Here is an 18782-nt window from a genome sequence, read left to right as displayed (position 1 = left end):
GCAGCGACTACACGGCCCAAAAGGCGATCGCTCGTGCCCGTCCGAGGAGATCGACCGGCGAGGACCGACGACGACCGGCGCCGACCGGTGACGATCAGTGGTGGCCTGCGTGATGGTCGGTGATGGTCGGGGTGGCGGGATTTGAACCCACGGCCTTCCGCTCCCAAAGCGGACGCGCTACCAAGCTGCGCCACACCCCGTCTGGTGCGACACGTAGGGTACATGCCGCCAGGCGCCGGGGACCGCAGAGTTTCCCGAGCGCCGGTGAAGGTCCGGCGCGGACCGGAAGGGGTGTGCGGTGCGGGGCGACCACCCGCTAAGATGCCTCCAGTGCCGCGGTCAGCGACCTGCGGCGCGCGCTGTGCGGGCGTAGCTCAATGGTAGAGCCCCAGTCTTCCAAACTGGCTACGCGGGTTCGATTCCCGTCGCCCGCTCCAAATGACTCAGGGCCAGGTCAGAGGATCATTCCTCCGCCTGGCCCTGATCGCTTTCCGGGGTCCCGATCAGTCGGTCGTGTCCCCGGCGTGCCCCTTGGGCTTTCGATCTTTCTTCTTCTTGCCCTTCCCGCTCTTCTTCCGGCCCTTGTCGACGAGCCCGGACACGGCGTCGGCAATCAGCCGGTCACGCTCGGCGCTGGCGTGCTGATAGATCAGCGCGGCACGGGCGGTGCTGTGGCCCATGCGTGACATCAGCTCCCGCGTGCTCGCGCCGGTCGAGGCGGCGAGGGTGTTGCCGGTGTGCCGAAGGTCGTGGAAGTGCAGGCCCTTGATGCCGGCAAGTGTGCACGCGGTGCGCCACAGCCGGTTGAAGTGGTTCCGGCGGGGAGTCGCACCCTTTGCACCGATGAACACACGGCCGTCCGCGCCCGGCTCGGCGTACCGCTTCAGGTGCTCGCGGATGTCCGGGACGATCGCGGCGGGGATGGACACCGTACGCTTGCCCGCCGCGCTCTTGGGCGCCTTGATCTCTCGCTGTCCGTTGTTGAGTTCGGCGACGGACCGGCGGACGCGCACGGCGCCGTGATCCAAGTCGACATCCCGGCGGTGCAGGCCGATCAGTTCACCCCAGCGAAGACCGAGGAAGCCTGCCATGAGAACGAGCGCCCGGTAGCGCGGCTGGATGGCGTCGGCGAGGTCGTACACCTCCTGCACGGTCGCGGTCGGCCGCTCTGGGGTGTGCACCACGCTCGCACCCTTGATCGTGCACGGGTTGCGCCGAATCATCTGGTCGGCAACGGCCGTATGCAGGACCGCGCGGAGCAGGGCGTACGCCTTGGCGACGGTCGTCGGGCCAGTACCGGCGGCGAGCTTGTCCGCACGCCAGCGACGCACGAGCGGGGGCGAGATGTCGACGACGTTGACCACACCGAACGTGGGGTCAAGGTGGTGCCGCAGCAACGAGTCGTAGAGCTGCCGCGTCCGTGTGGTCAGTTCCCGTTCCTCGATCCACGCAGCCGCGTACGGGCCGAACGCCAGCTTTCCGGCGTCGGGGTCGTGCCAGTCGCCGTGCCGCATCTCGGTCTGCTTGTCGGCGAGCCAGGCGTCCGCGTCCTTCTTCGTCCGGAAGGTTTCCGGGGCCGGGCGCAGCATGCCGTCAGGGCCGACGTACCGGGCCTGATAGCGGCCGGACGGGAGCTTGCGGACCCGCCCGAACTGTCGGCGCTTCCCTGCCATCAGGCAGCCACCCCCCGCAGAACGGCACCACTTCGACGAGGCTGCACCGTGTTCGAGGCGATGAACTCCCGGACAGCACTCTCGGGTATGCGCACGTGACGACCGACCTTCACGTACGTGATACGGCGCTCTTCGATCAGGCGGCGCGGGAAGCGCACGGTCGTGCCGAGCAGTTCGGCGACCTGATCCACGTTGAGGTATCGCTCATTCATGGGCTTGCTGTCCTTCCTGGCGCAGGGCTGCGAGTTCTTCGCGGGCGGTTTCGCGGTTGAGCTGGAGATCCCGGGCGATGGTGGCGGCGAGCGCGGATTCCCCGGGGGTGTGGCCGTGTCCGGCGTACTGCCAGTCGGTGAGGACGAGCACGGTGTCCGGCTCGCGGTCGTCGAGGCCGAGGGCGGCGTGTTCCTGGGCGGCGCGGTAGTCGGCGCGTGCCTGGCGGAGGGCGCCGAGGGTGGTCGAGTAGCGGCGGCTCTTGCTTGAGAAGTGGCCGCGGAAGCCGAGCATGTGAGCCCAGGCCCACAGGCGCCGGTCGGGGTAGAGCGGATCGAGCGCCTTGCACGCGGCGATGAGGCGTCGGGCGTGGCCGGGGACGCCGTGGCGTTCGAGTTCGGACAGCTCCCCCACGCGGCGGTCGAGAGTGCCGGTGTTCTCGGCCGCTTTGGTGGCGTACTTGGCGACGTAGGAGGCAACGGCCTGTTCGGTGATGTCGGAGCCGTCCCCGAACGCCTTCACCGGGCGCACGTCGAGCTGGGTGCCCCACCGGAAGGTACGGGCCGGTTGGTCGGCAGCGGCCGGGGCCGAGACCGAGGTGTACGAGTGCGCGGCGGCGGCGCGGATCGCGTCGGCGAGGAGATCGACCGTGGCCCAGGACGGCGGCGGAGCGTCCGGCCCGTCGGGTCCGTCGATGCGGATCACGGCATGGAAGTGCACGGCACCGCGTTTCTGGAACTCAGCGACCTTGCCGTATGACAGCCGGGCGCACTCCTTCAACTCGCGTTGGGTGATGCCGGCACGGGCGGCGATCTCACGGCGCAGCCGGTTGGAGAAGCGCTGCCAGAGCTGCCCGGCGTAGTTGTTGAACAGCACCGCGCCCGCGTAGTCGTATGTGGCCGGGTCGAGGGCGGTGCCCAGCTCCGGCGAGTCCGGGGCGTGGCGGGCACCGCAGCGGCAGGCGCCGCGGTCGGGCCGGTTGTGGACCGGGCCGAAGGACGGGGCGGTGAGGGTGGCGAAGACGCGCGGGTGATCCCGGACGGTGGCGGGGACGTCACGGCGGTCGTCACCGGCGAGTCCGGCGCGGATGAGGTGGTACGTATCCCCGGCGTAGGTCCAGGCGCAGGCCGGGCAGCGGGAGGCGCGGCGGTTGCCGCAGGCGACGCGCAGCCGTCCTCCCGGCTCGTCGGCAGTCGTGTAGCGGTGCAGGGTCTCGCCGGTGGTCTTGTCCTTGCGGATCGTCCAGCCGGTCAGGTGGATCGGGTCGGAGCAGCCGCCGGTGCGGCGGATCTGGTCTTGCCAGCGGTCGAAGCCGGGGGACCCGGCCACCCGCAGCAGATCGCCGAGGGTGATCGGGTCCAGGCCCGCCGAGGCGACGGCGTTGGTCACGCGTCGTCCTCCTTGACGGTGTGGCGGTCGATCCAGTCCTCCGCGCAGACCTTGTGCACGGGCTTGCCGCGGTCGGAGCGCAGTGGGGTGGGCTTGGTGCAGATCACGCACGGCTGGTCGCCGGTGTGGTCGTAGTGCTCCGGTGAACGCCAGTTCAGGAGAGCCATGGCGGCGGTCACCTCCCGGCGCGTACGACGGCGGCGGGGACGGCGTGACCGGTTCCCTTGCAGGTCGGGCACGTGATCCGGAGGGTGGCGCGGGTGCCGTCGGGGTGGCGGGTGCCGGTGGTGATGGCGACGGTCGGGAAGCCGTCGCAGTCGCGGCAGATGCGCGCGGTCGGGGCGTGCTGGGGCATCATGAGGGTGCCTTTCGGGTCCGTTAGGTCTGGAAGGTGGGAAGGCGCCCGGGGCGGCGGTTCTTTGGCGAGAGAGCCGCCCCGGGGGCCGTTAGCGGCGCCGGTTGTCGGAGGCGAGCAGGGAGCGCAGGACGACGGCGCAGACGGCGACCGAGGCGCCGGTGATGGCGACCGCCAGGAGCATGGAGACCAGGACCGCGCCGACGACCAGGACGACGGCGGTGCCGCCCCCGACGAGGGCGAGCGCGGTCCCCGGGGTGAGCTGGATCGTGGGCCGGGTCGAGGCCGGGACCGGAGCCGGAGCGGCCGGGGCCGTCGGCGTGGTCGGGGTGCCGGGGGTGATCGTGGTCGGTTCGATGACGGCGGGCGGGGTGACGATGCCGGTGGGCTGGGGCATGGTCGGGAGCTTGGGCCGGAACATGAACGTTCCTCCTTCCGTGGGCTACTTGATGGCGGTGTCGATGACCGGGGCGAGGACGCTGTCAGCGAGGAGGAACCCGCCGAGCAGGAGCACGCCGATGAGCCACCAGGGCGGGCGGATGAGCTTGACGCCGAGGACTCCGACGCAGAGCAGGGCGAACCAGAGCGGGACGTCCATCACGGCCTCCTAGCGGACCTTGCAGCGGTGGGTGCGGGCGGCGAGCTGTGCGGCGGACTGGCTGGTGTAGTCGGCGGACCAGCCACATCCGTCCGAGCTGCACACGGCGGCGTGCTTGGTCTGGCCGTAACGGTCGCGGTGGGTGCCGATCTGCACCGGTCCGATCCGCATCACGGAGTGGAAGAAGTCGCGGGCGGGCATGTCAGTTGGTCTCCGTTCGGGTCGTGGTCGGGTCGGGGAACGAGGCGCGGATACCGGCGGCGGTGGCCGGGTCGGTGGTGCGGTGGGCGGCTTCCTCGGCGAGCAGGTGGGCGAGGTAGGGCCGGTTGGCGGCGGTCATCTCGCGCGCACCGTCCAGGTAGTCGGCGACGGTCAGGTCGGCCGGGTCACGGGTCACGGGTGTGTCTCCCTCCCAGGTCAGGTGAGTTGGGCGGCGATGGCGTCGGCCATGTGCGGCGGGACGCCGAGACGTGCGCGCAGGGTGTCGGTGTCGATCCGGGCACCGGTGCGGTGCTCGTGGTCGGCAGCAACCTTGCGGGCGTGGTCGACCAGCGCAGCCGGAACCGCAACCGCGGGCGGCGATGCCGGGGCCGGGTAGGCGGGCGGGAGAGCGGGGGCGGCGGCCGTGTCGACCGGTGCCGGGTCCGGCTCGACGGCGGGGACCGGTTCGGGCTTCACCTCGGGCACGGGGGCCGGGTCCGGAGCAGCGGGCGTGTCCGGGGTCGAGGTGCGGGCCGCGGGTGAGTGGGCGAGGAGGGTGCCGCCGAGGAATGCGAGGGCGGGCCATCCGGCGACGCCGAGGCGGAGCAGGGCGGGCGGGTGTTCCAGGTCGAGGAACCCGGCGGTGGCCACGTTCGCGCCGAGCGAGGCGACCAGGGCGATCAGGAACCAGCACCAGGCCAGCCGGGACGGTCCGTCGGAGCGCAGGCGGCGCCAGGCGGCGACCAGGAGCAGGTCAACGGAGACCGGGTAGGCCCAGGCTTTCCAGCCGTCCTGTCCGGCAGCGGCGGCGAGGTCGTGGAGGTGGGCGAAGGACAGGGCACCGGCGATGACGGCTTGGACCAGGACGGCATCGACACGAAGGGCGGTGCGGGCCATGGTGTCCTCCTTTCCTGGTCAGTCGGTGGCGTGGCCGGTGCCCCAGCAGGTGAGGCAGAGGGCGGTTTGGTGGTCGTCGGTGGCGCGGCCTTTGCGGGCGCCGACGCGGACGGTTTCGGTGTGCTCGCCCGTGCCGTCGCAGTCGGGGCACGTCGCCAGGTCGGGCGTGGCGGGCCGGGGCTTGCGGCGGGCGGTGGGCTTCTTCGGGGTAGCCATGACGAGGTCTCCCGGAGGGGTCAGGCGGCGGTCGGGGCCGACTCAACAGCCGGAGCCGGTACCGGGGCGAGGGTGCCGAGGGCGGGCCGGAACGGCGCAAGGGCGGGCAAGTCCGGGGTCAGGTCGGCGTGCCGGTTGCAGACGTTCACGGCCTGCCGCAGCGAGGTGTGCGGGGCACGGATGCGAGCCCAGCCGCCGGACGAGTCACCGGTGACGGCGACGCCGGGGGTGTCGGTGGGGATCTGAATCGCAGCCAGCACGGCATCCGGGGCGATGTCGCCGAAGGCCATGTTCGCCGACGATTCGTCGTTGACGCGGTGAGCGGTCCGACCGGTGAGCTGGGCACGAAGCATCGTGATGCCCTTGCCGAGTTCGGAGCCGAAGCGCTGCCCGCAGATCTCCAGATAGATGCCGGCAGCGCGGCCGAGCTGAGCCAGCCGGGCCAGCGCGGTGATGATCCGGTCCCGCCGCTTCTCGTCCTCCCGGGTCGCGAAGAGGGCGAGTTCGGCGACCTCGTCGACCAGGACCACGATCGGCACCGGGCGCAGGTCTTCGGGCAGGTCCCAGATGTCGGCGGCGATCTCGGCATCCGGCACGTCCGCGGTGATCCGCTGCTCGGCCCGGATGAGCTGATACACGTCCTGCATGTGAGACACGAGGGCTTCGAGGAGTTCGGCGGCGGTGTCGGGGTTGTCGGCGAGCGCGGAGAACCGGCGGACCAGCGGGAACAGCTCCACCCCTTGCTTGCAGTCGATGCCGACCAGGGCGACCCGTTGCGGCGCGAGCGCGGCGACGAGGTTGCGCTGATAGACCGACTTGCCGGACTCCGTGGCGCCGAGGGTGAGCCCGTGCGGGACCGTGCGGTAGTCGCGGTAGTGCACGGCTCCGTCCTCGCGCAAGGCGACCGGGACCCGCATCGGCCGGGTGTCGACATGCACGGGCATCTGCACCCGCTTGAGCACGTCGTAGCCGGTCATCCGCAACTCGACCACACCCGAGCGCACCTCACGCGAGGTGACGCCGTACAGGGCGAAGGAGTGTCGCAGCCGGTCACACGAGGCCGCCACGTCGAAGGCGTCCTGACCGGGCCGGAGCTTGAGCCGCAGGACCAGACCGGTCCGGGTCACCCGCAGCCGCAGGATGCGCGGGGCACGGGGGCCAGGCACGGGCCGGTTGGTCATCCGGGCCAGGGTCAGGCGCCAGCGCGGGGCCGGGACCGTGAGCCCGCAGGCGTCCATGACCGACCCGTAGCGGACCAGGACCCGCAGCGCGGCGAGGGTGACCCCGAAGGTCATCCAGTACCAGGCGGGGCGCCGCCACCGCAGGAGACCCGCAGCAGCGACGACCAGCACCAGGGCGACGGTCAGCCACGTCATGGCTCAGGCCGCCTTCGAGGACGAGGCACCCGCGGCGATGGAGGTCACGGCGACCGCGCGGAAGGCGATGCCGTGGCGCTTCTGGCCGTTGAACTCGTTCTCCCACGGCCGGGCGATCAAACCGGTCAGCGCGACCGGGGTGCCCATCATCAGGTCACCGGAGATGCTCGACTCGGGGACGGTCACGGACAGGATCTCCACCTCACCGTTGGCCGCGAACATCACGTCCACGGTCGACAGCGCGGCGCCGGTCTCAGCGTCCATCGCCCGCTCGCCGGTACGGCGGTCCTTCACCTTCGGCTGCGGGGACTGGGCCACCATCACGGTGGCAGTGGAGGTGTCGACGGGAATCTGACGCATCGTCTGTTCTCCTGATCTAGCGGGAGTTGAGCCGCCATCCGGCGGTGAGATCAGGAGACCGCGAAAGGTAGTGGACGCATCACGGTCCGTATGGACGTTTGGGGACGTCTGAGCTATCGTCAAAACGTCCCTACGGCGTCCATGGAAGGACACGTCATGGCGAACGAGCGTCTGCGCGCGGCGATTTCAGCGAAGGGCGAGACGATTCAGTCCGTGGCACAGCACGTCGGGGTGGACCCCAAGAGCGTGGAACGGTGGATCACGACGGACCGCACGCCGCACCGGGGACACCGCTGGAAGGCCGCGAGCTTCCTCGGCGTCGATGAGGTCTACATCTGGCCCGCCGTGCAGAAGCAAGCCGAGTCGGCGAGTACTTCCGAGCTCATCACGTACTACCCGCACCGTGGGGCAGTGCCGGCAACACTGTGGTCATCCCTGATCGAGAAGGCGAGCGACCACGTAGACATCCTCGTGTACGCGGGTCTGTTCCTCTTCGACAGCCACCCGGATCTTCCGGACCAGTTGGCAGAGAAGGCCAAGGCCGGAGGGCAAGTTCGCGTCCTGCTCGGAGACCCCGACTCGGAGATGGTCCGGCAACGCGGCGACGAGGAGGGCATTGGTGGCGATCTGGCCGCACGCGCCCGGATCACCCGGCGGTACCTGGAACCGGCCATGACGACGCCGGGCGTCGAAGTCCGGTTGCACGACACGATCCTCTACAACTCGATCTACCGATTCGACGACGACGTATTGGTGAACCCACACGTACTCGGCGCGCCCGCGGGGCAGAACCCCGTGCTGCACTTCCGCTACATCCCGGGGGCACGCACGTTCCGGCACTACATGCGGAGCTTCGACTACGCATGGGAGCACGGTCAGCCCGAGTAGGCAGCCGGAGCACATCACCACCGGCAGAGCGTGCAAGGCTTGAGGCATGGCCCGAGTCGACTACTTCAACGATCCGAACGCCCCGAAGGCGAACAGCATCGTTCCATCCGTCACCGCCGTGGCGCTGAACGATGCCGGGGAAGTCCTGCTGATCCACAAGACGGACAACAACTTGTGGGCCCTGCCCGGCGGTGGGGTCGACGTCGGCGAGTCAGCCCCCGACGCCGCCGTGCGCGAGACCAGAGAAGAGACCGGTTTCGACGTCGAGGTGACAGGACTGGTCGGCATCTACACCAACCCAGCGCACGTCATGGCGTACGACGACGGCGAGGTACGCCAACAGTTCTCGATCTGCTTCCGGGCCCGCATCGTGGGCGGCGAGCTGCGCACGAGCAGCGAGAGCAAGGAGGTGGCATTCGTCCACCCCAGCCGACTGGACGACCTGAACATCCACCCCTCGATGCGGATGCGGATCCACCGCGGGTTGAGCGATCGCCCCGATCCCTACGTCGGCTGATCAGCGAGGCGAGAGCGCGTCCGCTCGACGGCAGCCCCAAGGTACGGACGCGCCTTGCTGATCGCGTTGTGCACCTCACTGCCCGGCTCGTACCGCACCAGAATCTCGTCAATGCGGTGATCGAAGCCGAAGGACTGTCCGGCCGGTCCAGTCGTCATGTCCGCGTAGATCAGCGCGTCGAGTACGGGAGAGTCCTCCCGCTCGTACACATCCAGCTCAGCAGACAGCCCGCGCTGTTCAGCCTCGTACACGGCCCCGGAGTGGTGGGCGACGAGGCGAACGAGCCGGGAGGGCGCCCCGAGGCTTTCCAAGTGGCGTGCACCATCGAGCGGGTGGAACCCTGTCTGCCGCAGTTCCGGGGCGTACCCGATGTCATGGAGCCAAGCAGCGGCGACGAGCAGGTCACGATCTTCTTCGGACACAGCCCCGGACGCTTCGCTCGCACGAGCGGCCACCGCCTGAGTGTGCAGCCAACGGTTCCCGAGCGGAGGCAAGAGCGATTCGGCCAGTTCAGCCGCGCCTTGAGGCGTGTCCAATCCAGAGGGCATAGTCCGCACGGTAGCCGAGACGGGCGCGTAGCCGACACCCCGAGACCAGCAGCTCAGGGCGTGGCGCGGTAAGAGTTTCCCTACTTCATCAAGGCTCGCTGCGCTCGCTCTCGCACCCGGCCTCCTGGAGCTGCAAGCAGTCCGATCGGAGATCGAAGGTGCCGCGCACAGCGCGGCGGCGCCGGTCGGTCGCCGCCGCGCTGCCCCTCCTTGCCTTCGTCACCGGGGCCGCGCGTCGACGCCCGCCCGCGCCCGCAAGGGGGCGAAGACCAGGCCGGGGCTGGAGTGAGAGGGCGCTGCCGAGGTCAGAACCCCGTCGTGGCTGGGGCGGTCGGCTCCACGGCTTTAGGCAGCCACTTTGGGGCGAGCCTCTAAGATCTTGGCCCCAACGTCGTGCTTTAACGGGCAGGTCCACAGACTGCCCGACTCGCCATCAGCTTACGGGGCCAAGATCACTCGCCCCAAAGCAGCTCCAGCCCAAAGCCGCTCCGCCGACCGCTTGGGCCCGTTTTACCTGCGCTCCCCCTCGGCCACCTGCCACGATCAGCTTCACCCAGCTGCACGGAGGAAGCATGAGAGCTCAGGAGTCCCGCATCTCAGTGGCCCTAGGGGACGACCTTGGCCACTACCCGGAAGAGATCTGGGATCTGCAACTTGATCACCTTGACATGTTCACAGAGCAAGTCATCGACGAACTTGATGCGATTCCCTGGGCCGAAGGCAACGAGTACCCGAGTCACAGCACGGTGTCGGCACGCACCGGGAAGCACAGCTGGGGCGCGTCTGGGTCCTACTCAGAGATCATCATGCAGGTCTCAACAGGGACCGCAGGTGGTATCGGCGCAACAGCGATCGCGGCAGCCATCAGAGTGGCTTACGGGAAGTTGAAGAGTCGGTCACAAGGCGACACGTGGCGGTCCATGCCGACCTTGGAGCAGGCAGCCAACCTCGCTCGGTCCCGCGTCCATCAGCACTACGACGTAGCCACCGAAAAGCTCACTGTCATCCGGTCCGAAGTTGACAGCGAGGCCCAGCGTTACGATCTTGAGTTCAGCCATGAGGACGGGCGAAAGTTTGGTGCAACTGTCGGCGCACTTCCTGGGATGCCTTCGTGCACCCGCGTGTGGGCCGAGGGGGCCGATCTGATGCCACGTCCTGCACCTGAACCCCCGAACCCCGGAACCTGATGGGGCGAGGAGACGCCCACACAGCCGCTTAGGCGCGAACCGGGCAGACTAGCCCGGGGCGCACCCTGCAAGCCGTGAGCGGCCCGAGAAAGCCCGCACGTGCCCTCTGTGTGCCCGATCGAGCAGTGGCCGACGGGGAACAACGGGGAGGCTCGGCAAGCACTAGGGGAACGTGCAGGTCAGCTCCTTGCCAGCTCAGCCGCGATCCGCGTACGCGATCTTCCAAACTGGCTACGCGGGTTCGATTCCCGTCGCCCGCTCCGAGAGGCCTCCGGCCCGGTCCCCCAGGGGATCGGGCCGGAGGCCTTTGTGCGGCCGCGGGCAGGCGCCAGAACGGCAGGCGCTAGAACTGGATGGAGTTGAGCGTCTCCGCTATCGAGTCCAGGAACCGCTGGATGTCGTCGGCCATGCCGGTCGAGGCCAGGAAGAAGCCGAAGAGGACCGCGACGACCGCCGGCCCGGCCTTGATGGACCCTCCCCGCAGCAGCACCACCAGGATGATTGCCAACAGCAGCACCACTGACAGTGAAATGGCCACAACTGATCACACCCTCGGTCGTTCCGCTCTCCCGGCCCGGAGATGCGACGCCGCACACCCCCGCCAGAACCATCGTGCCACCAACCGGGCCCCACTATGCGGCGGGTGACACATCGTCCGGCCGGATCTCCGCCGGATCCCCGGACGTCACGCTCCCCCGCGCACGCGGGCGTACCCAACCTTCGCACCCCGTACAGAAATTCGACAGGTCGCTCGTGCGGGGAATTCCGGCCACTTCGTTTCCATGTCCACACAACGCGTTCGCAGCTATTTCGAATTGTCGCGGCGGCCACATCCGCGGATACCTCGACAGGCCCATCACAGGGAGATCACAGGATCACCCGGCGGGCCCCGCAAGCACATCGAACCGGACATTCCAGCGGAGTCGCCCGCCGGTCTTATGCACTGTTTAGTCACGACGAGTCATGACAAGTGGGGTGCTCCGAGCGACCCTTCGGCGTTCGACGGCGCCCGGGAGGCGTGGGGGCCGTCGGCCGCCCGCGGAGGCGGCTACCCGAAATGCACGGGGGTACTCGCGGCGCGGTAGGGAGCCGAATACAGGAATGACATCGAGGGTTTTACGGAATCACGCGGGCAACGCTAAGGTGCCTCAGATGTTCTACGCTGCCTCGTCCCCCACCAGAGCAGCGAGGTCCTGTGACCACTCGCCGAGTTTTCGGCGGGGGGTTGCATGACGAGCTCGCTGCGACCGCACGGCGACCGGAAATCGCCGTCCCCGCCGGACCAGCAGACACAGCGGACCCGGCAGACCCAGCCGAGTCGGCCGAGTCGGCAGCGCGACGCGTTCTTCGACAACGCCAAGTACCTGGCGATCGTGCTGGTCGGTGTCGGTCACTCCTGGGGACAGATCCTGGACGGGAACCCGACCATGGAGGCCCTCTACCGGGTCCTGTACACGTTCCACATGCCGGCGTTCATCATCATCTCCGGCTACTTCTCGCGCAGTTTCGATCTGAGCCCCAAGCGCGTCAAACGGCTGATCACCGGCGTCGCCGTCCCCTACCTCGTCTTCGAGGTCGCCTACACGCTGCACCGCCGCGTCAGCGAGGACCCGCAGAGCGACTTCAGCCTGCTGGACCCCACCTATCTTCTGTGGTTCCTGTGCGCGCTGTTCGTCTGGCGGCTGACCACCCCCATCTGGCAAACGGTCCGTTGGCCGCTCCCGATCGCCCTGGGCATCGCCGCGCTCGCCTCCGTGACGCCCAGCGTCGGCAACGACCTGAACATGCAGCGGGTGCTGCAGTTCCTGCCGTGCTTCGTGCTGGGCCTGGTGCTGCGCCCCGAGCACTTCCAACTGGTGCGGCGCCGCGCGGTGCGGATCCTGTCCGTGCCGGTGGTCGCGGCGGCGCTGGTGATCGCCTGGTGGTCGGTGCCGCGCATGGAGACCGGCTGGTTCTACCGCAACGCCGCCGTGCAGAGCACGGGCGCCCCGTGGTGGTCCGGACCCGTGGTGACGCTCGCGCTCTTCGGCTGCTCGGTGGTGCTGTCGGCGTGCTTCTTCGCCTGGGTGCCCGGCCGGCGCATGTGGTTCACGGCGCTCGGCGCCGGCACGATCTACGGCTACCTGCTGCACGGCTTCCTGGTGAAGGAGGGCACCTTCACCGGCTGGTTCCACCATCCCGTGCTGGACCGGCCGCTCGGCGAGATCGGACTCACCCTCCTCGGCGCCACCGTCATCACCCTGCTGTGCACCAGGCCCGTCCAGCGGGTCCTGCGCCACGTCGTGGAGCCGAAGATGGAGTGGGCCTTCAGACGCGATCCCGGCGAGGCCGCCCGGGGCCGCGAGAAGCGGGAGAGGGCAGAGGCGCACGAGAGCACTGAGGCGCGGGAGAGCACTGAGGCGCGCGAGACGCCCGACGGGCCCACCTCGCCCGCCGCACCGAACGGCAGCGGCGAGAAGGCCTCCGTCTAGCGATCAGATCACCCCGGACCGAGAAGTGCGCGCATCCGCGTGTACTTCTCGGTCAGTCGTGTGCGGGTGGCCTCGTCGAGGACGGCGAGCCGCGCCGGGTCGGCGTTGTGCGCCAGGTCCGCCGCCTTGACCAGCGCCGCACCGGGGGTGGCGAGGATCCGCGCGGCGTACGTCTCGGGCGGCTCCCCCGCCCGCTTGGTGAGGGCGAGGACGATGTCCTTGGTACGGCGGCTCAGCGCGGCCTCCTCCAGCCACCGTTCGGACAGCGCGTCGTCCTCGACGGCGTCGTGCAGCCAGGCCGCCGCGATCTGCTCGTCGTCCCCGCCGCGCCGCCGCACGCCCTCGGCAACGGCCCGCAGGTGTCCGGCGTACGGCCGGCCCGCCTTGTCGGTCTGTCCGGCGTGGGCGGCGCGGGCGGCGGCCTCGACCTCGGCCAGGGACAGCGGCGGGGCGGCCGGTGGCGCGAGGTGGGACGTGGGGTCCTGGGACATGCGCCCAGTGTGTCAGTGCGTCAGCGCGTCAGCGCGTCAGCGCGTTGTTGACGCGGAATGTGCCGCCGAGGCGGAATGCGCCGTCGAGGCGGAGTGGGCCGTCGGACCCTCACGGCAGATCAGCAGCAGCGCCCGGTCGTCGTTGACGTCCTTGGCCACCGCCTCGATCAGGTGCCAGGCGGCACCGTGGAAACCGCCGGCGACATAGCGGTCGGCCTCGCCGGTGAGGCGGTCGATGCCCTCGGCGATGTCCCGCTCGGAGGTCTCCACCAGTCCGTCCGTGAACACCATCAGCACGTCCCCGGGACGCAGTGAGCCCTTCACCGGGTCGAACTGCGCACCGTCGTACACGCCGAGCAGCGGTCCCTCGGCCGACTTCTCCTCCCAGCGGCCGGTGCCCGCGCTGAGCTGGAGGCCGGGCGGGTGTCCGGCGGAGTACAGCTCGTAGTCGCCGGAGTCGAGGTCCAGGACGAGGTGGATGGAGGTGGCGAAGCCCTCGTCCCAGTCCTGGCGGAGCAGATAGCCGTTGGCGGCGGGCAGGAAGGAGTGCGGGGGCAGGCTGCCCAGCAGTCCGCCGAAGGCGCCCGACAGCAGCAGGGCGCGCGAGGCCGCGTCCATGCCCTTGCCGGAGACGTCGGTGAGGACCACTTCCAGCGTCCGGCCGCCGTTCGTGCGGGCCGCGACGACGAAGTCGCCGGAGAAGGACTGGCCGCCGGCCGGGCGCAGCGACATCTCCCGGTGCCAGCCGCGCGGCAACTGGGGCAGCTTGCTCTGCACGCGGATGCGTTCGCGCAGGTCGAAGAGCATGGTGCCGCCGCGCCGCCAGGGCACGCCGACCCGGCTGCGGAACTGGGCGACGAGGAGGCCGAAGAATCCGCAGGCCGCGACGACCAGGACCACACCGGGGGTGACCCGGGAGGGGCCCTCGGTGTACGGGCCCAGTTGCACGGACTCCACGATCAGCGCGGTGGCCGCCGCCGCGTACAGGCCGAGCAGGCTCGCCGGGCGCAGCAGCAGGCCGCCCGCGACGATCGGGATGACCAGCGCGGAGGGTGAGCACCACACGGAGTTCGCCATCGTGGTGGCCGCGATGACGGGGATCGTCAGCAGGAGTCCGGCGAGCGCGATCCAGTCCGAGCCGTCGCCGCGGAAGTAGTCGACGGCGGATCGGCGCACGCCGACGCGGGCCCGGTGCCACTGCTTCTTCCACCGGGCCGTGAACGTGTCGGCTTCCGCGCGCCGCTGTCGTCCTGATGCCATTAGTTCGGGACCCTATCCATCGGACCGGCCGCTTGGCACGGGAGGTCCCACTTGTCCCCCGTCCGAGGCCCGACTTCACAGTGAACTTCACGAACGGCCTTCGCGCCGCAACCCTGCGGAAATTCCCTCGTCCATCTCGGGCGGTCCTGGTACGCATGGTTCATGCAAGGCTCCATGGGTGATGACGGCGGCGGTACGACGACCGGGCCGCGGGTGCTGCGGCGCGACGAGTGGGACGGGTGGTACGGGACGCTGCTCGGCGCCTTCGGCGGTGTCCCGGAACCGGCCGAGACGCTGGAGCTGTACAGGGAGCTGACGCAGGTCGACCGGTCCCTGGGTGTCTGGGACGGCGGCGAGTGTGTCGGGACGGCGGGCGCGTTCGGTTTCGAGCTGACCGTGCCGGGCGGTACGGCGGTGCCCGCGGCGGGCGTGACGATGGTGAGTGTCGCCGCCACGCACCGGCGCCTGGGTGTACTGACGTCGATGATGCGGCGGCAGTTGGACGACGTACGGTCCTGGGGCGAGCCGCTGGCCGTACTGACCGCCTCCGAGCCGGCGATCTACGGCCGGTTCGGGTACGGCGCCGCGACCTTCCAGGTCAACGCGGAGATCGACACGGACCGGGTCCGGCTGTCGGTGCCGGAGGGCACGGATGACGTACGGCTGCGGTACGCGGCGCCCGCCGACGTACTGGACGCGTGCGAGGCGGTGTACGCGCGACTGGTGCCCGGGCGGCCCGGGATGCTGGCCCGGCGTCCTGGCTGGGAGCGGATGGCGCTGCTGGACCCGGAGAGCGGACGGGACGGCGCCTCGCCGCTGCGGTGCGTGATCGCCCGGCGGGGCGGCGAGGTCACCGGGTACGCGCGGTTCCGGGTGCGGCCGACGTGGGGGGACGAGGGGCCCCGGGGCACGGTGGTCCTCGACGATCTGGCCGGGCTCGACCCGGCGACGGACGCGGCGCTGTGGCGCTTCCTGTTCGGCGTCGACCTGACCTCCACGCTGGCGGTGCGGGGGCGGCCGGTGGACGAGGCGTGGCGGTACCAGGTGTCGGACATCCGGCGGTGCCGGCCGGCGCTGCGGGACGCGTTGTACGTACGGCTGGTGGACGTGGGGGCGGCGCTCGCGGCGCGCGCGTACCAGGCGCCGGTGGACGTGGTGTTCGAGGTCGAGGACGCCTTCTGCCCCTGGAACGCGGGGCGTTGGCGGCTGAGCGGCGACGCGAAGGGGGCGACCTGCGAGCGTACGTCCGACGCGGCGGATCTCGCGTTGTCCGTACGGGAGTTGGGGGCGGCGTATCTCGGCGGCGTGAGCCTGGTCTCGCTCGGTGCGGCCGGGCGGGTGCGTCAGGTGCGGCCGGGGGCGCTGGCGGAGGCGTCGGTGGGGTTCGGGTCGGTCGTCGCGCCGTGGCTGCCGCACGGGTTCTGACGGGGCCCGTCGGGCTGTCGGGGTGTCGGGGTGTCGGGGCCTATTGCTGTTGGCAGGTCGGGCACCAGAAGAGGTTGCGGGCGGCGAGGTCCGCGGTGCGGATCGGGTCGCCGCACAGGTGGCAGGACTGGTTGGCCCGGCGGTAGACGTAGACCTCGCCGCCGTGGTCGTCGACGCGGGGCGGGCGGTTCATGGCCTCGGGGGTGTGTTCCGGGCGGACGGCGTCGATGCGGTTGTTCCGCACGCCCTCGCGCATGAGGGCGACGAGGTCGTGCCAGATCGCGTGCCACTCGGCGGGGGTGATGTCCCTGCCGGGGCGGTACGGGTCGATGCCGTGACGGAAGAGGACCTCGGCGCGGTAGACGTTGCCGACGCCGGCGATGACCTTCTGGTCCATGAGCAGGGCGGCGATGGTGCTGCGGCTGCGGGAGATCCGGCGGTGGGCGGCCCCGGGGTCGGCGTCCGGGCGCAGGGGGTCGGGGCCGAGGCGGTCGTGTATCGCCTGCTTCTCCGGGTCCGTGATCAGGGCGCAGGTGGTGGGGCCGCGGAGGTCGACGTACGCGGTGTCGTTCGCGAGGCGGAGGCGGACGGTGTCCGTGGGCGGGGGTGCGGGGGTCGGTCCGAAGGTGACCTTGCCGAAGAGGCCGAGGTGGATGTGGACCCATCCGGGGTTCTCGGCTGCGCCGAAGCCGAGGAAGAGGTGTTTGCCGTGGGCGTCGGCGGTGTCCAGGGCGGTGTGGTCGAGGAGGGCGGCGGAGTCGGCGAACTTGCCCTGGGGGCTGGTGACGTGGACTGCCGTCCGGGCGAAGGCGGCGGTGTAGTCCTGGGCCAGCCGGTGGATCGTGTGCCCCTCTGGCACGGGGGTGTCCTTTCCTCGTCTTTTGCCCACCCGCCCACCCGACTCGGTTGGTCGAGAGGCTCGACTTGCCCCGGGGCTCCGCCCCGGACCCCGGCGGGGACTCCGTCCCCTGCACCCCTCCGGGCCTGCTTCCCCTGCCCCTGCGGGCCTGCCTCCCCACCCGACGGCCCCATACGTCGGCCCCCCGACCAACCTTGCGTCCCCGCCCCGCGGAGCTTGCGCCGACCACCCGGCGAAGCTTGCGCCCCCACCCGGCGGAGCTTCCGCCGGCCACCGGCGAAGCTCGCGCGCCGCCCCGCGGCCTGCTTTCCCGCCCGGCGCGGCTTGCTCCCGCATCGCGGGTCGACTTACCCGTCCGGCGAAGCTGCGTTCCGCCCCGCCGCCTGCTTCCCCGCCCGGCGCGGCTTGCGTCCCGCATCGCGGGTCGGCTTCCCCGCCCGGCACGGCTCGCGCCGGCCACCCGGCGAAACTCGCGCACCGCCCCGCGGTCTGCTTCCCCGTCCGGCACGGCTCGCGTCCCGCCCCGCGGCCTGCTTCCCCGCCCGGCGGGGCTTGCTGCGTCGGCTCTGTGGGGCTGCGCCGTCCCCGGCGGTTACGTGGCGGAGGGCGGCGGCGTCTGCCGGCGGGAGGTTACTGCTGGGGGTGGTGGGACGGGACGGGTGGGAGGTCGCCTGTTGTCTCGTAGGACGTGAGCATGTCGATGCGGCGGATGTGGCGTTCGTCGCCGGAGAACGGGGTGGCGAGGAAGGTCTCGACGAACTTCGTCGCCTCGTCCTGCGTGTGCATGCGGGCGCCGACCGCGACGACGTTGGCGTTGTTGTGCTGGCGGCCGAGCGCCGCCGTCTCCTCGCTCCAGGCCAGCGCCGCGCGCACGCCCTTCACCTTGTTCGCCGCGATCTGCTCGCCGTTGCCGGAGCCGCCGATCACGATGCCGAGGGCGTCGGGGTCCGCGGCCGTCCGCACGGCGGCGCGGAGGCAGAAGGGCGGGTAGTCGTCCTGGGCGTCGTAGATGTGCGGGCCGCAGTCGACGGGCTCGTGTCCCGCCGCCTCGAGCCAGTCGACGAGGTGGTTCTTGAATTCGTAGCCCGCATGGTCGGAGCCGAGATACACGCGCATGGGTCGAGTGTGACACGGGGACCGGGGCGCGGCAGCGCCGGGTGGCGGCGCTCGAGACTCGTCCTCGTGGTCGCGTCCGGCGGGTGCACGTGCAAGAGGCTCGCCGGGTCGCTGCTGCGATCCGGCGAGCCTCTTGTCGTGGGCCTGCGGCGGCGCGTGCTACCGCTTGTCGACCAGCTTCCACGCCGTGGGCAGCACGCCCATCGCCAGCGCGGCCTTCAGCGCGTCGCCGATCAGGAACGGGGTGAGGCCGGCCGCGATCGCGGCGGTGAGGGACATGTCGGCGGCGAGCGCCAGGTACGGCACGCCGACGGCGTAGATGATCGCCTCGCCCAGCAGCATCGCGCCGGCCATGCGCAGCATCGAGCGGTCGGCGCCGCGGCGGGCCAGGGCGCCCACCGCCGTGGCGGCGAGCAGCATGCCGAAGACGTAGCCGAGGGACGGGGCGGCGGTGCCGGAGCCGCCCTCCGCGAACCAGGGCACGCCGGCCATGCCGACCATGGCGTAGAGGGCGAGCGAGAGGAGGCCGCGGCGGGCGCCGAGCGAGGTGCCGACGAGCAGCGCGGCGAAGGTCTGGCCGGTCACCGGCACCGGGGAGCCGGGCACGGGCACCGCGATCTGGGCCGCGACGCCGGTGAGCACGGCACCGCCGGCCACCAGCGCGACGTCCCGGACTCGGGAGGAGGGGATGAGGTCGGCGAGGACCTGCCCGGAGCGGCGGGCGGAAACGGCAGCGGTGCTCATG

25 protein-coding genes and 2 tRNA genes are annotated in these 18782 nt (G+C 70.7%); 6 read left to right on the top strand and 21 right to left on the bottom strand.

The genetic code is table 11. The annotated features are described in order from the left end of the window. Positions 1 to 123 precede the first annotated feature (123 nt). Positions 124 to 200: transfer RNA gene (locus KUM40_RS32940), tRNA-Pro, on the bottom strand. Positions 201 to 363: 163 nt separating this feature from the next. Here KUM40_RS32940 and KUM40_RS32935 point away from each other — a divergent pair. Further along, positions 364 to 437 (top strand) — tRNA-Gly (locus KUM40_RS32935). A gap of 66 nt (positions 438 to 503) precedes the next feature. Here the strand turns inward: KUM40_RS32935 and KUM40_RS32930 are convergent. The 13 genes from KUM40_RS32930 to KUM40_RS32870 all read right to left on the bottom strand — a co-directional run bounded on the left by KUM40_RS32930 (position 504) and on the right by KUM40_RS32870 (position 7275). After that, on the bottom strand, positions 504 to 1673 hold the full coding sequence (locus tag KUM40_RS32930) for a site-specific integrase (protein WP_217169952.1): 1170 nt from the start codon (positions 1671 to 1673) through the stop codon (positions 504 to 506). Further along, the gene (locus KUM40_RS32925) at positions 1673 to 1885 is read right to left on the bottom strand and encodes an excisionase family DNA-binding protein (RefSeq protein ID WP_217169951.1); all 213 of its coding nucleotides are present in this window, start codon (positions 1883 to 1885) and stop codon (positions 1673 to 1675) included. Before KUM40_RS32925 ends, KUM40_RS32930 begins: the two co-directional genes overlap by 1 nt. After that, complete coding sequence (gene repSA, locus KUM40_RS32920; RefSeq protein ID WP_308401286.1) at positions 1878 to 3272, bottom strand: replication initiator protein RepSA; 1395 nt, start codon at positions 3270 to 3272, stop codon at positions 1878 to 1880. Before repSA ends, KUM40_RS32925 begins: the two co-directional genes overlap by 8 nt. Further along, positions 3269 to 3439, bottom strand: a complete 171-nt coding sequence (locus KUM40_RS32915; protein WP_217169950.1) for a hypothetical protein — start codon at positions 3437 to 3439, stop codon at positions 3269 to 3271. Before KUM40_RS32915 ends, repSA begins: the two co-directional genes overlap by 4 nt. A gap of 8 nt (positions 3440 to 3447) precedes the next feature. After that, a complete protein-coding gene (locus KUM40_RS32910) occupies positions 3448 to 3627 on the bottom strand; it encodes a hypothetical protein (RefSeq protein WP_217170067.1) in 180 nt (59 codons plus the stop codon). Positions 3628 to 3718: 91 nt separating this feature from the next. After that, entirely contained in the window at positions 3719 to 4048 is a 330-nt protein-coding gene (locus KUM40_RS32905; RefSeq protein ID WP_217169949.1) for a SpdD-like protein, read from the bottom strand. A gap of 21 nt (positions 4049 to 4069) precedes the next feature. Beyond that, on the bottom strand, positions 4070 to 4225 hold the full coding sequence (locus KUM40_RS32900; RefSeq protein ID WP_037824408.1) for a hypothetical protein: 156 nt from the start codon (positions 4223 to 4225) through the stop codon (positions 4070 to 4072). Positions 4226 to 4234: 9 nt separating this feature from the next. Beyond that, positions 4235 to 4426, bottom strand: coding sequence for a mobile element transfer protein (locus KUM40_RS32895; RefSeq protein ID WP_217169948.1), 192 nt, complete (start codon positions 4424 to 4426; stop codon positions 4235 to 4237). A 1-nt stretch (position 4427) separates the two neighbouring features. Continuing rightward, positions 4428 to 4622 carry a hypothetical protein gene (locus KUM40_RS32890; protein ID WP_217169947.1) on the bottom strand — a complete coding sequence of 65 codons (195 nt, stop codon included), beginning with the start codon at positions 4620 to 4622 and terminating at the stop codon, positions 4428 to 4430. A gap of 20 nt (positions 4623 to 4642) precedes the next feature. Further along, positions 4643 to 5323 carry a DUF2637 domain-containing protein gene (locus KUM40_RS32885; protein ID WP_217169946.1) on the bottom strand — a complete coding sequence of 227 codons (681 nt, stop codon included), beginning with the start codon at positions 5321 to 5323 and terminating at the stop codon, positions 4643 to 4645. 18 nt (positions 5324 to 5341) lie between these two features. Beyond that, a complete protein-coding gene (locus KUM40_RS32880) occupies positions 5342 to 5539 on the bottom strand; it encodes a hypothetical protein (RefSeq protein ID WP_217169945.1) in 198 nt (65 codons plus the stop codon). A 20-nt stretch (positions 5540 to 5559) separates the two neighbouring features. Further along, positions 5560 to 6915, bottom strand: a complete 1356-nt coding sequence (locus KUM40_RS32875) for an FtsK/SpoIIIE domain-containing protein (protein ID WP_217169944.1) — start codon at positions 6913 to 6915, stop codon at positions 5560 to 5562. Between the two features lie 3 nt (positions 6916 to 6918). Next, a complete protein-coding gene (locus KUM40_RS32870) occupies positions 6919 to 7275 on the bottom strand; it encodes a hypothetical protein (RefSeq protein WP_217169943.1) in 357 nt (118 codons plus the stop codon). 156 nt (positions 7276 to 7431) lie between these two features. On the opposite strand from KUM40_RS32870, the gene KUM40_RS32865 reads away from it, so the two are divergent. Together KUM40_RS32865 and KUM40_RS32860 are read left to right on the top strand one after the other, a co-directional pair. Beyond that, positions 7432 to 8163, top strand: a complete 732-nt coding sequence (locus KUM40_RS32865) for an XRE family transcriptional regulator (RefSeq protein WP_217169942.1) — start codon at positions 7432 to 7434, stop codon at positions 8161 to 8163. Between the two features lie 46 nt (positions 8164 to 8209). Then, on the top strand, positions 8210 to 8680 hold the full coding sequence (locus tag KUM40_RS32860; RefSeq protein WP_217169941.1) for an NUDIX hydrolase: 471 nt from the start codon (positions 8210 to 8212) through the stop codon (positions 8678 to 8680). Here KUM40_RS32860 and KUM40_RS32855 read toward each other — a convergent pair. Beyond that, complete coding sequence (locus KUM40_RS32855; RefSeq protein ID WP_217169940.1) at positions 8668 to 9228, bottom strand: HD domain-containing protein; 561 nt, start codon at positions 9226 to 9228, stop codon at positions 8668 to 8670. The two genes, KUM40_RS32860 and KUM40_RS32855, sit on opposite strands and share 13 nt — an antisense overlap. Positions 9229 to 9800: 572 nt before the next feature. On the opposite strand from KUM40_RS32855, the gene KUM40_RS32850 reads away from it, so the two are divergent. After that, positions 9801 to 10415, top strand: coding sequence for a hypothetical protein (locus tag KUM40_RS32850; protein WP_217169939.1), 615 nt, complete (start codon positions 9801 to 9803; stop codon positions 10413 to 10415). A 343-nt stretch (positions 10416 to 10758) separates the two neighbouring features. Here the strand turns inward: KUM40_RS32850 and KUM40_RS32845 are convergent, their stop codons facing one another. Further along, on the bottom strand, positions 10759 to 10953 hold the full coding sequence (locus tag KUM40_RS32845; RefSeq protein WP_217169938.1) for a hypothetical protein: 195 nt from the start codon (positions 10951 to 10953) through the stop codon (positions 10759 to 10761). A 691-nt stretch (positions 10954 to 11644) separates the two neighbouring features. Between KUM40_RS32845 and KUM40_RS32840 the strand changes: the two genes are divergently transcribed. Beyond that, positions 11645 to 12886: an acyltransferase family protein gene (locus tag KUM40_RS32840; protein WP_217169937.1), complete on the top strand. Its 1242-nt coding sequence runs from the start codon at positions 11645 to 11647 to the stop codon at positions 12884 to 12886. An 8-nt stretch (positions 12887 to 12894) separates the two neighbouring features. Here the strand turns inward: KUM40_RS32840 and KUM40_RS32835 are convergent, their stop codons facing one another. Both KUM40_RS32835 and KUM40_RS32830 read right to left on the bottom strand, forming a co-directional pair. Beyond that, positions 12895 to 13377: an HD domain-containing protein gene (locus KUM40_RS32835; RefSeq protein WP_217169936.1), complete on the bottom strand. Its 483-nt coding sequence runs from the start codon at positions 13375 to 13377 to the stop codon at positions 12895 to 12897. Positions 13378 to 13413: 36 nt separating this feature from the next. Next, on the bottom strand, positions 13414 to 14637 hold the full coding sequence (locus KUM40_RS32830) for a PP2C family protein-serine/threonine phosphatase (RefSeq protein WP_217169935.1): 1224 nt from the start codon (positions 14635 to 14637) through the stop codon (positions 13414 to 13416). A gap of 174 nt (positions 14638 to 14811) precedes the next feature. Between KUM40_RS32830 and KUM40_RS32825 the strand changes: the two genes are divergently transcribed. Further along, positions 14812 to 16062: a GNAT family N-acetyltransferase gene (locus tag KUM40_RS32825; protein WP_254396007.1), complete on the top strand. Its 1251-nt coding sequence runs from the start codon at positions 14812 to 14814 to the stop codon at positions 16060 to 16062. 40 nt (positions 16063 to 16102) lie between these two features. Here KUM40_RS32825 and KUM40_RS32820 read toward each other — a convergent pair whose 3' ends face one another. From KUM40_RS32820 to KUM40_RS32810, 3 genes are all read right to left on the bottom strand, one after another. Next, on the bottom strand, positions 16103 to 16921 hold the full coding sequence (locus tag KUM40_RS32820; RefSeq protein ID WP_217169933.1) for an Fpg/Nei family DNA glycosylase: 819 nt from the start codon (positions 16919 to 16921) through the stop codon (positions 16103 to 16105). A gap of 630 nt (positions 16922 to 17551) precedes the next feature. Beyond that, positions 17552 to 18037, bottom strand: a complete 486-nt coding sequence (locus tag KUM40_RS32815; RefSeq protein WP_217169932.1) for a ribose-5-phosphate isomerase — start codon at positions 18035 to 18037, stop codon at positions 17552 to 17554. Positions 18038 to 18196: 159 nt separating this feature from the next. After that, positions 18197 to 18781 (bottom strand): biotin transporter BioY, encoded by a 585-nt coding sequence (locus tag KUM40_RS32810; RefSeq protein WP_217169931.1) that lies wholly within the window; start codon positions 18779 to 18781, stop codon positions 18197 to 18199. Position 18782: the final 1 nt, after the last annotated feature.

This window comes from Streptomyces sp. AC512_CC834 (assembly GCF_019049325.1).
Lineage (GTDB): Bacteria > Actinomycetota > Actinomycetes > Streptomycetales > Streptomycetaceae > Streptomyces.
The sequence above is the reverse complement of the archived record's forward strand: the minus strand, read 5'-3'. Positions and strand labels throughout refer to the sequence as shown.

What these genes read in the sequence shown, in the direction of transcription:
- KUM40_RS32930 (WP_217169952.1), bottom strand. Translation starts at nt 1,673, where the DNA reads ATGGCAGGGAAGCGCCGACAGTTCGGGCGGGTCCGCAAGCTCCCGTCC.
- KUM40_RS32925 (WP_217169951.1), bottom strand. Translation starts at nt 1,885, where the DNA reads ATGAATGAGCGATACCTCAACGTGGATCAGGTCGCCGAACTGCTCGGC.
- KUM40_RS32915 (WP_217169950.1), bottom strand. Translation starts at nt 3,439, where the DNA reads ATGGCTCTCCTGAACTGGCGTTCACCGGAGCACTACGACCACACCGGC.
- KUM40_RS32910 (WP_217170067.1), bottom strand. Translation starts at nt 3,627, where the DNA reads ATGCCCCAGCACGCCCCGACCGCGCGCATCTGCCGCGACTGCGACGGC.
- KUM40_RS32905 (WP_217169949.1), bottom strand. Translation starts at nt 4,048, where the DNA reads ATGTTCCGGCCCAAGCTCCCGACCATGCCCCAGCCCACCGGCATCGTC.
- KUM40_RS32900 (WP_037824408.1), bottom strand. Translation starts at nt 4,225, where the DNA reads ATGGACGTCCCGCTCTGGTTCGCCCTGCTCTGCGTCGGAGTCCTCGGC.
- KUM40_RS32895 (WP_217169948.1), bottom strand. Translation starts at nt 4,426, where the DNA reads ATGCCCGCCCGCGACTTCTTCCACTCCGTGATGCGGATCGGACCGGTG.
- KUM40_RS32885 (WP_217169946.1), bottom strand. Translation starts at nt 5,323, where the DNA reads ATGGCCCGCACCGCCCTTCGTGTCGATGCCGTCCTGGTCCAAGCCGTC.
- KUM40_RS32880 (WP_217169945.1), bottom strand. Translation starts at nt 5,539, where the DNA reads ATGGCTACCCCGAAGAAGCCCACCGCCCGCCGCAAGCCCCGGCCCGCC.
- KUM40_RS32875 (WP_217169944.1), bottom strand. Translation starts at nt 6,915, where the DNA reads ATGACGTGGCTGACCGTCGCCCTGGTGCTGGTCGTCGCTGCTGCGGGT.
- KUM40_RS32870 (WP_217169943.1), bottom strand. Translation starts at nt 7,275, where the DNA reads ATGCGTCAGATTCCCGTCGACACCTCCACTGCCACCGTGATGGTGGCC.
- KUM40_RS32865 (WP_217169942.1), top strand. Translation starts at nt 7,432, where the DNA reads ATGGCGAACGAGCGTCTGCGCGCGGCGATTTCAGCGAAGGGCGAGACG.
- KUM40_RS32860 (WP_217169941.1), top strand. Translation starts at nt 8,210, where the DNA reads ATGGCCCGAGTCGACTACTTCAACGATCCGAACGCCCCGAAGGCGAAC.
- KUM40_RS32855 (WP_217169940.1), bottom strand. Translation starts at nt 9,228, where the DNA reads ATGCCCTCTGGATTGGACACGCCTCAAGGCGCGGCTGAACTGGCCGAA.
- KUM40_RS32850 (WP_217169939.1), top strand. Translation starts at nt 9,801, where the DNA reads ATGAGAGCTCAGGAGTCCCGCATCTCAGTGGCCCTAGGGGACGACCTT.
- KUM40_RS32840 (WP_217169937.1), top strand. Translation starts at nt 11,645, where the DNA reads ATGACGAGCTCGCTGCGACCGCACGGCGACCGGAAATCGCCGTCCCCG.
- KUM40_RS32835 (WP_217169936.1), bottom strand. Translation starts at nt 13,377, where the DNA reads ATGTCCCAGGACCCCACGTCCCACCTCGCGCCACCGGCCGCCCCGCCG.
- KUM40_RS32830 (WP_217169935.1), bottom strand. Translation starts at nt 14,637, where the DNA reads ATGGCATCAGGACGACAGCGGCGCGCGGAAGCCGACACGTTCACGGCC.
- KUM40_RS32825 (WP_254396007.1), top strand. Translation starts at nt 14,812, where the DNA reads ATGGGTGATGACGGCGGCGGTACGACGACCGGGCCGCGGGTGCTGCGG.
- KUM40_RS32815 (WP_217169932.1), bottom strand. Translation starts at nt 18,037, where the DNA reads ATGCGCGTGTATCTCGGCTCCGACCATGCGGGCTACGAATTCAAGAAC.
- KUM40_RS32810 (WP_217169931.1), bottom strand. Translation starts at nt 18,781, where the DNA reads ATGAGCACCGCTGCCGTTTCCGCCCGCCGCTCCGGGCAGGTCCTCGCC.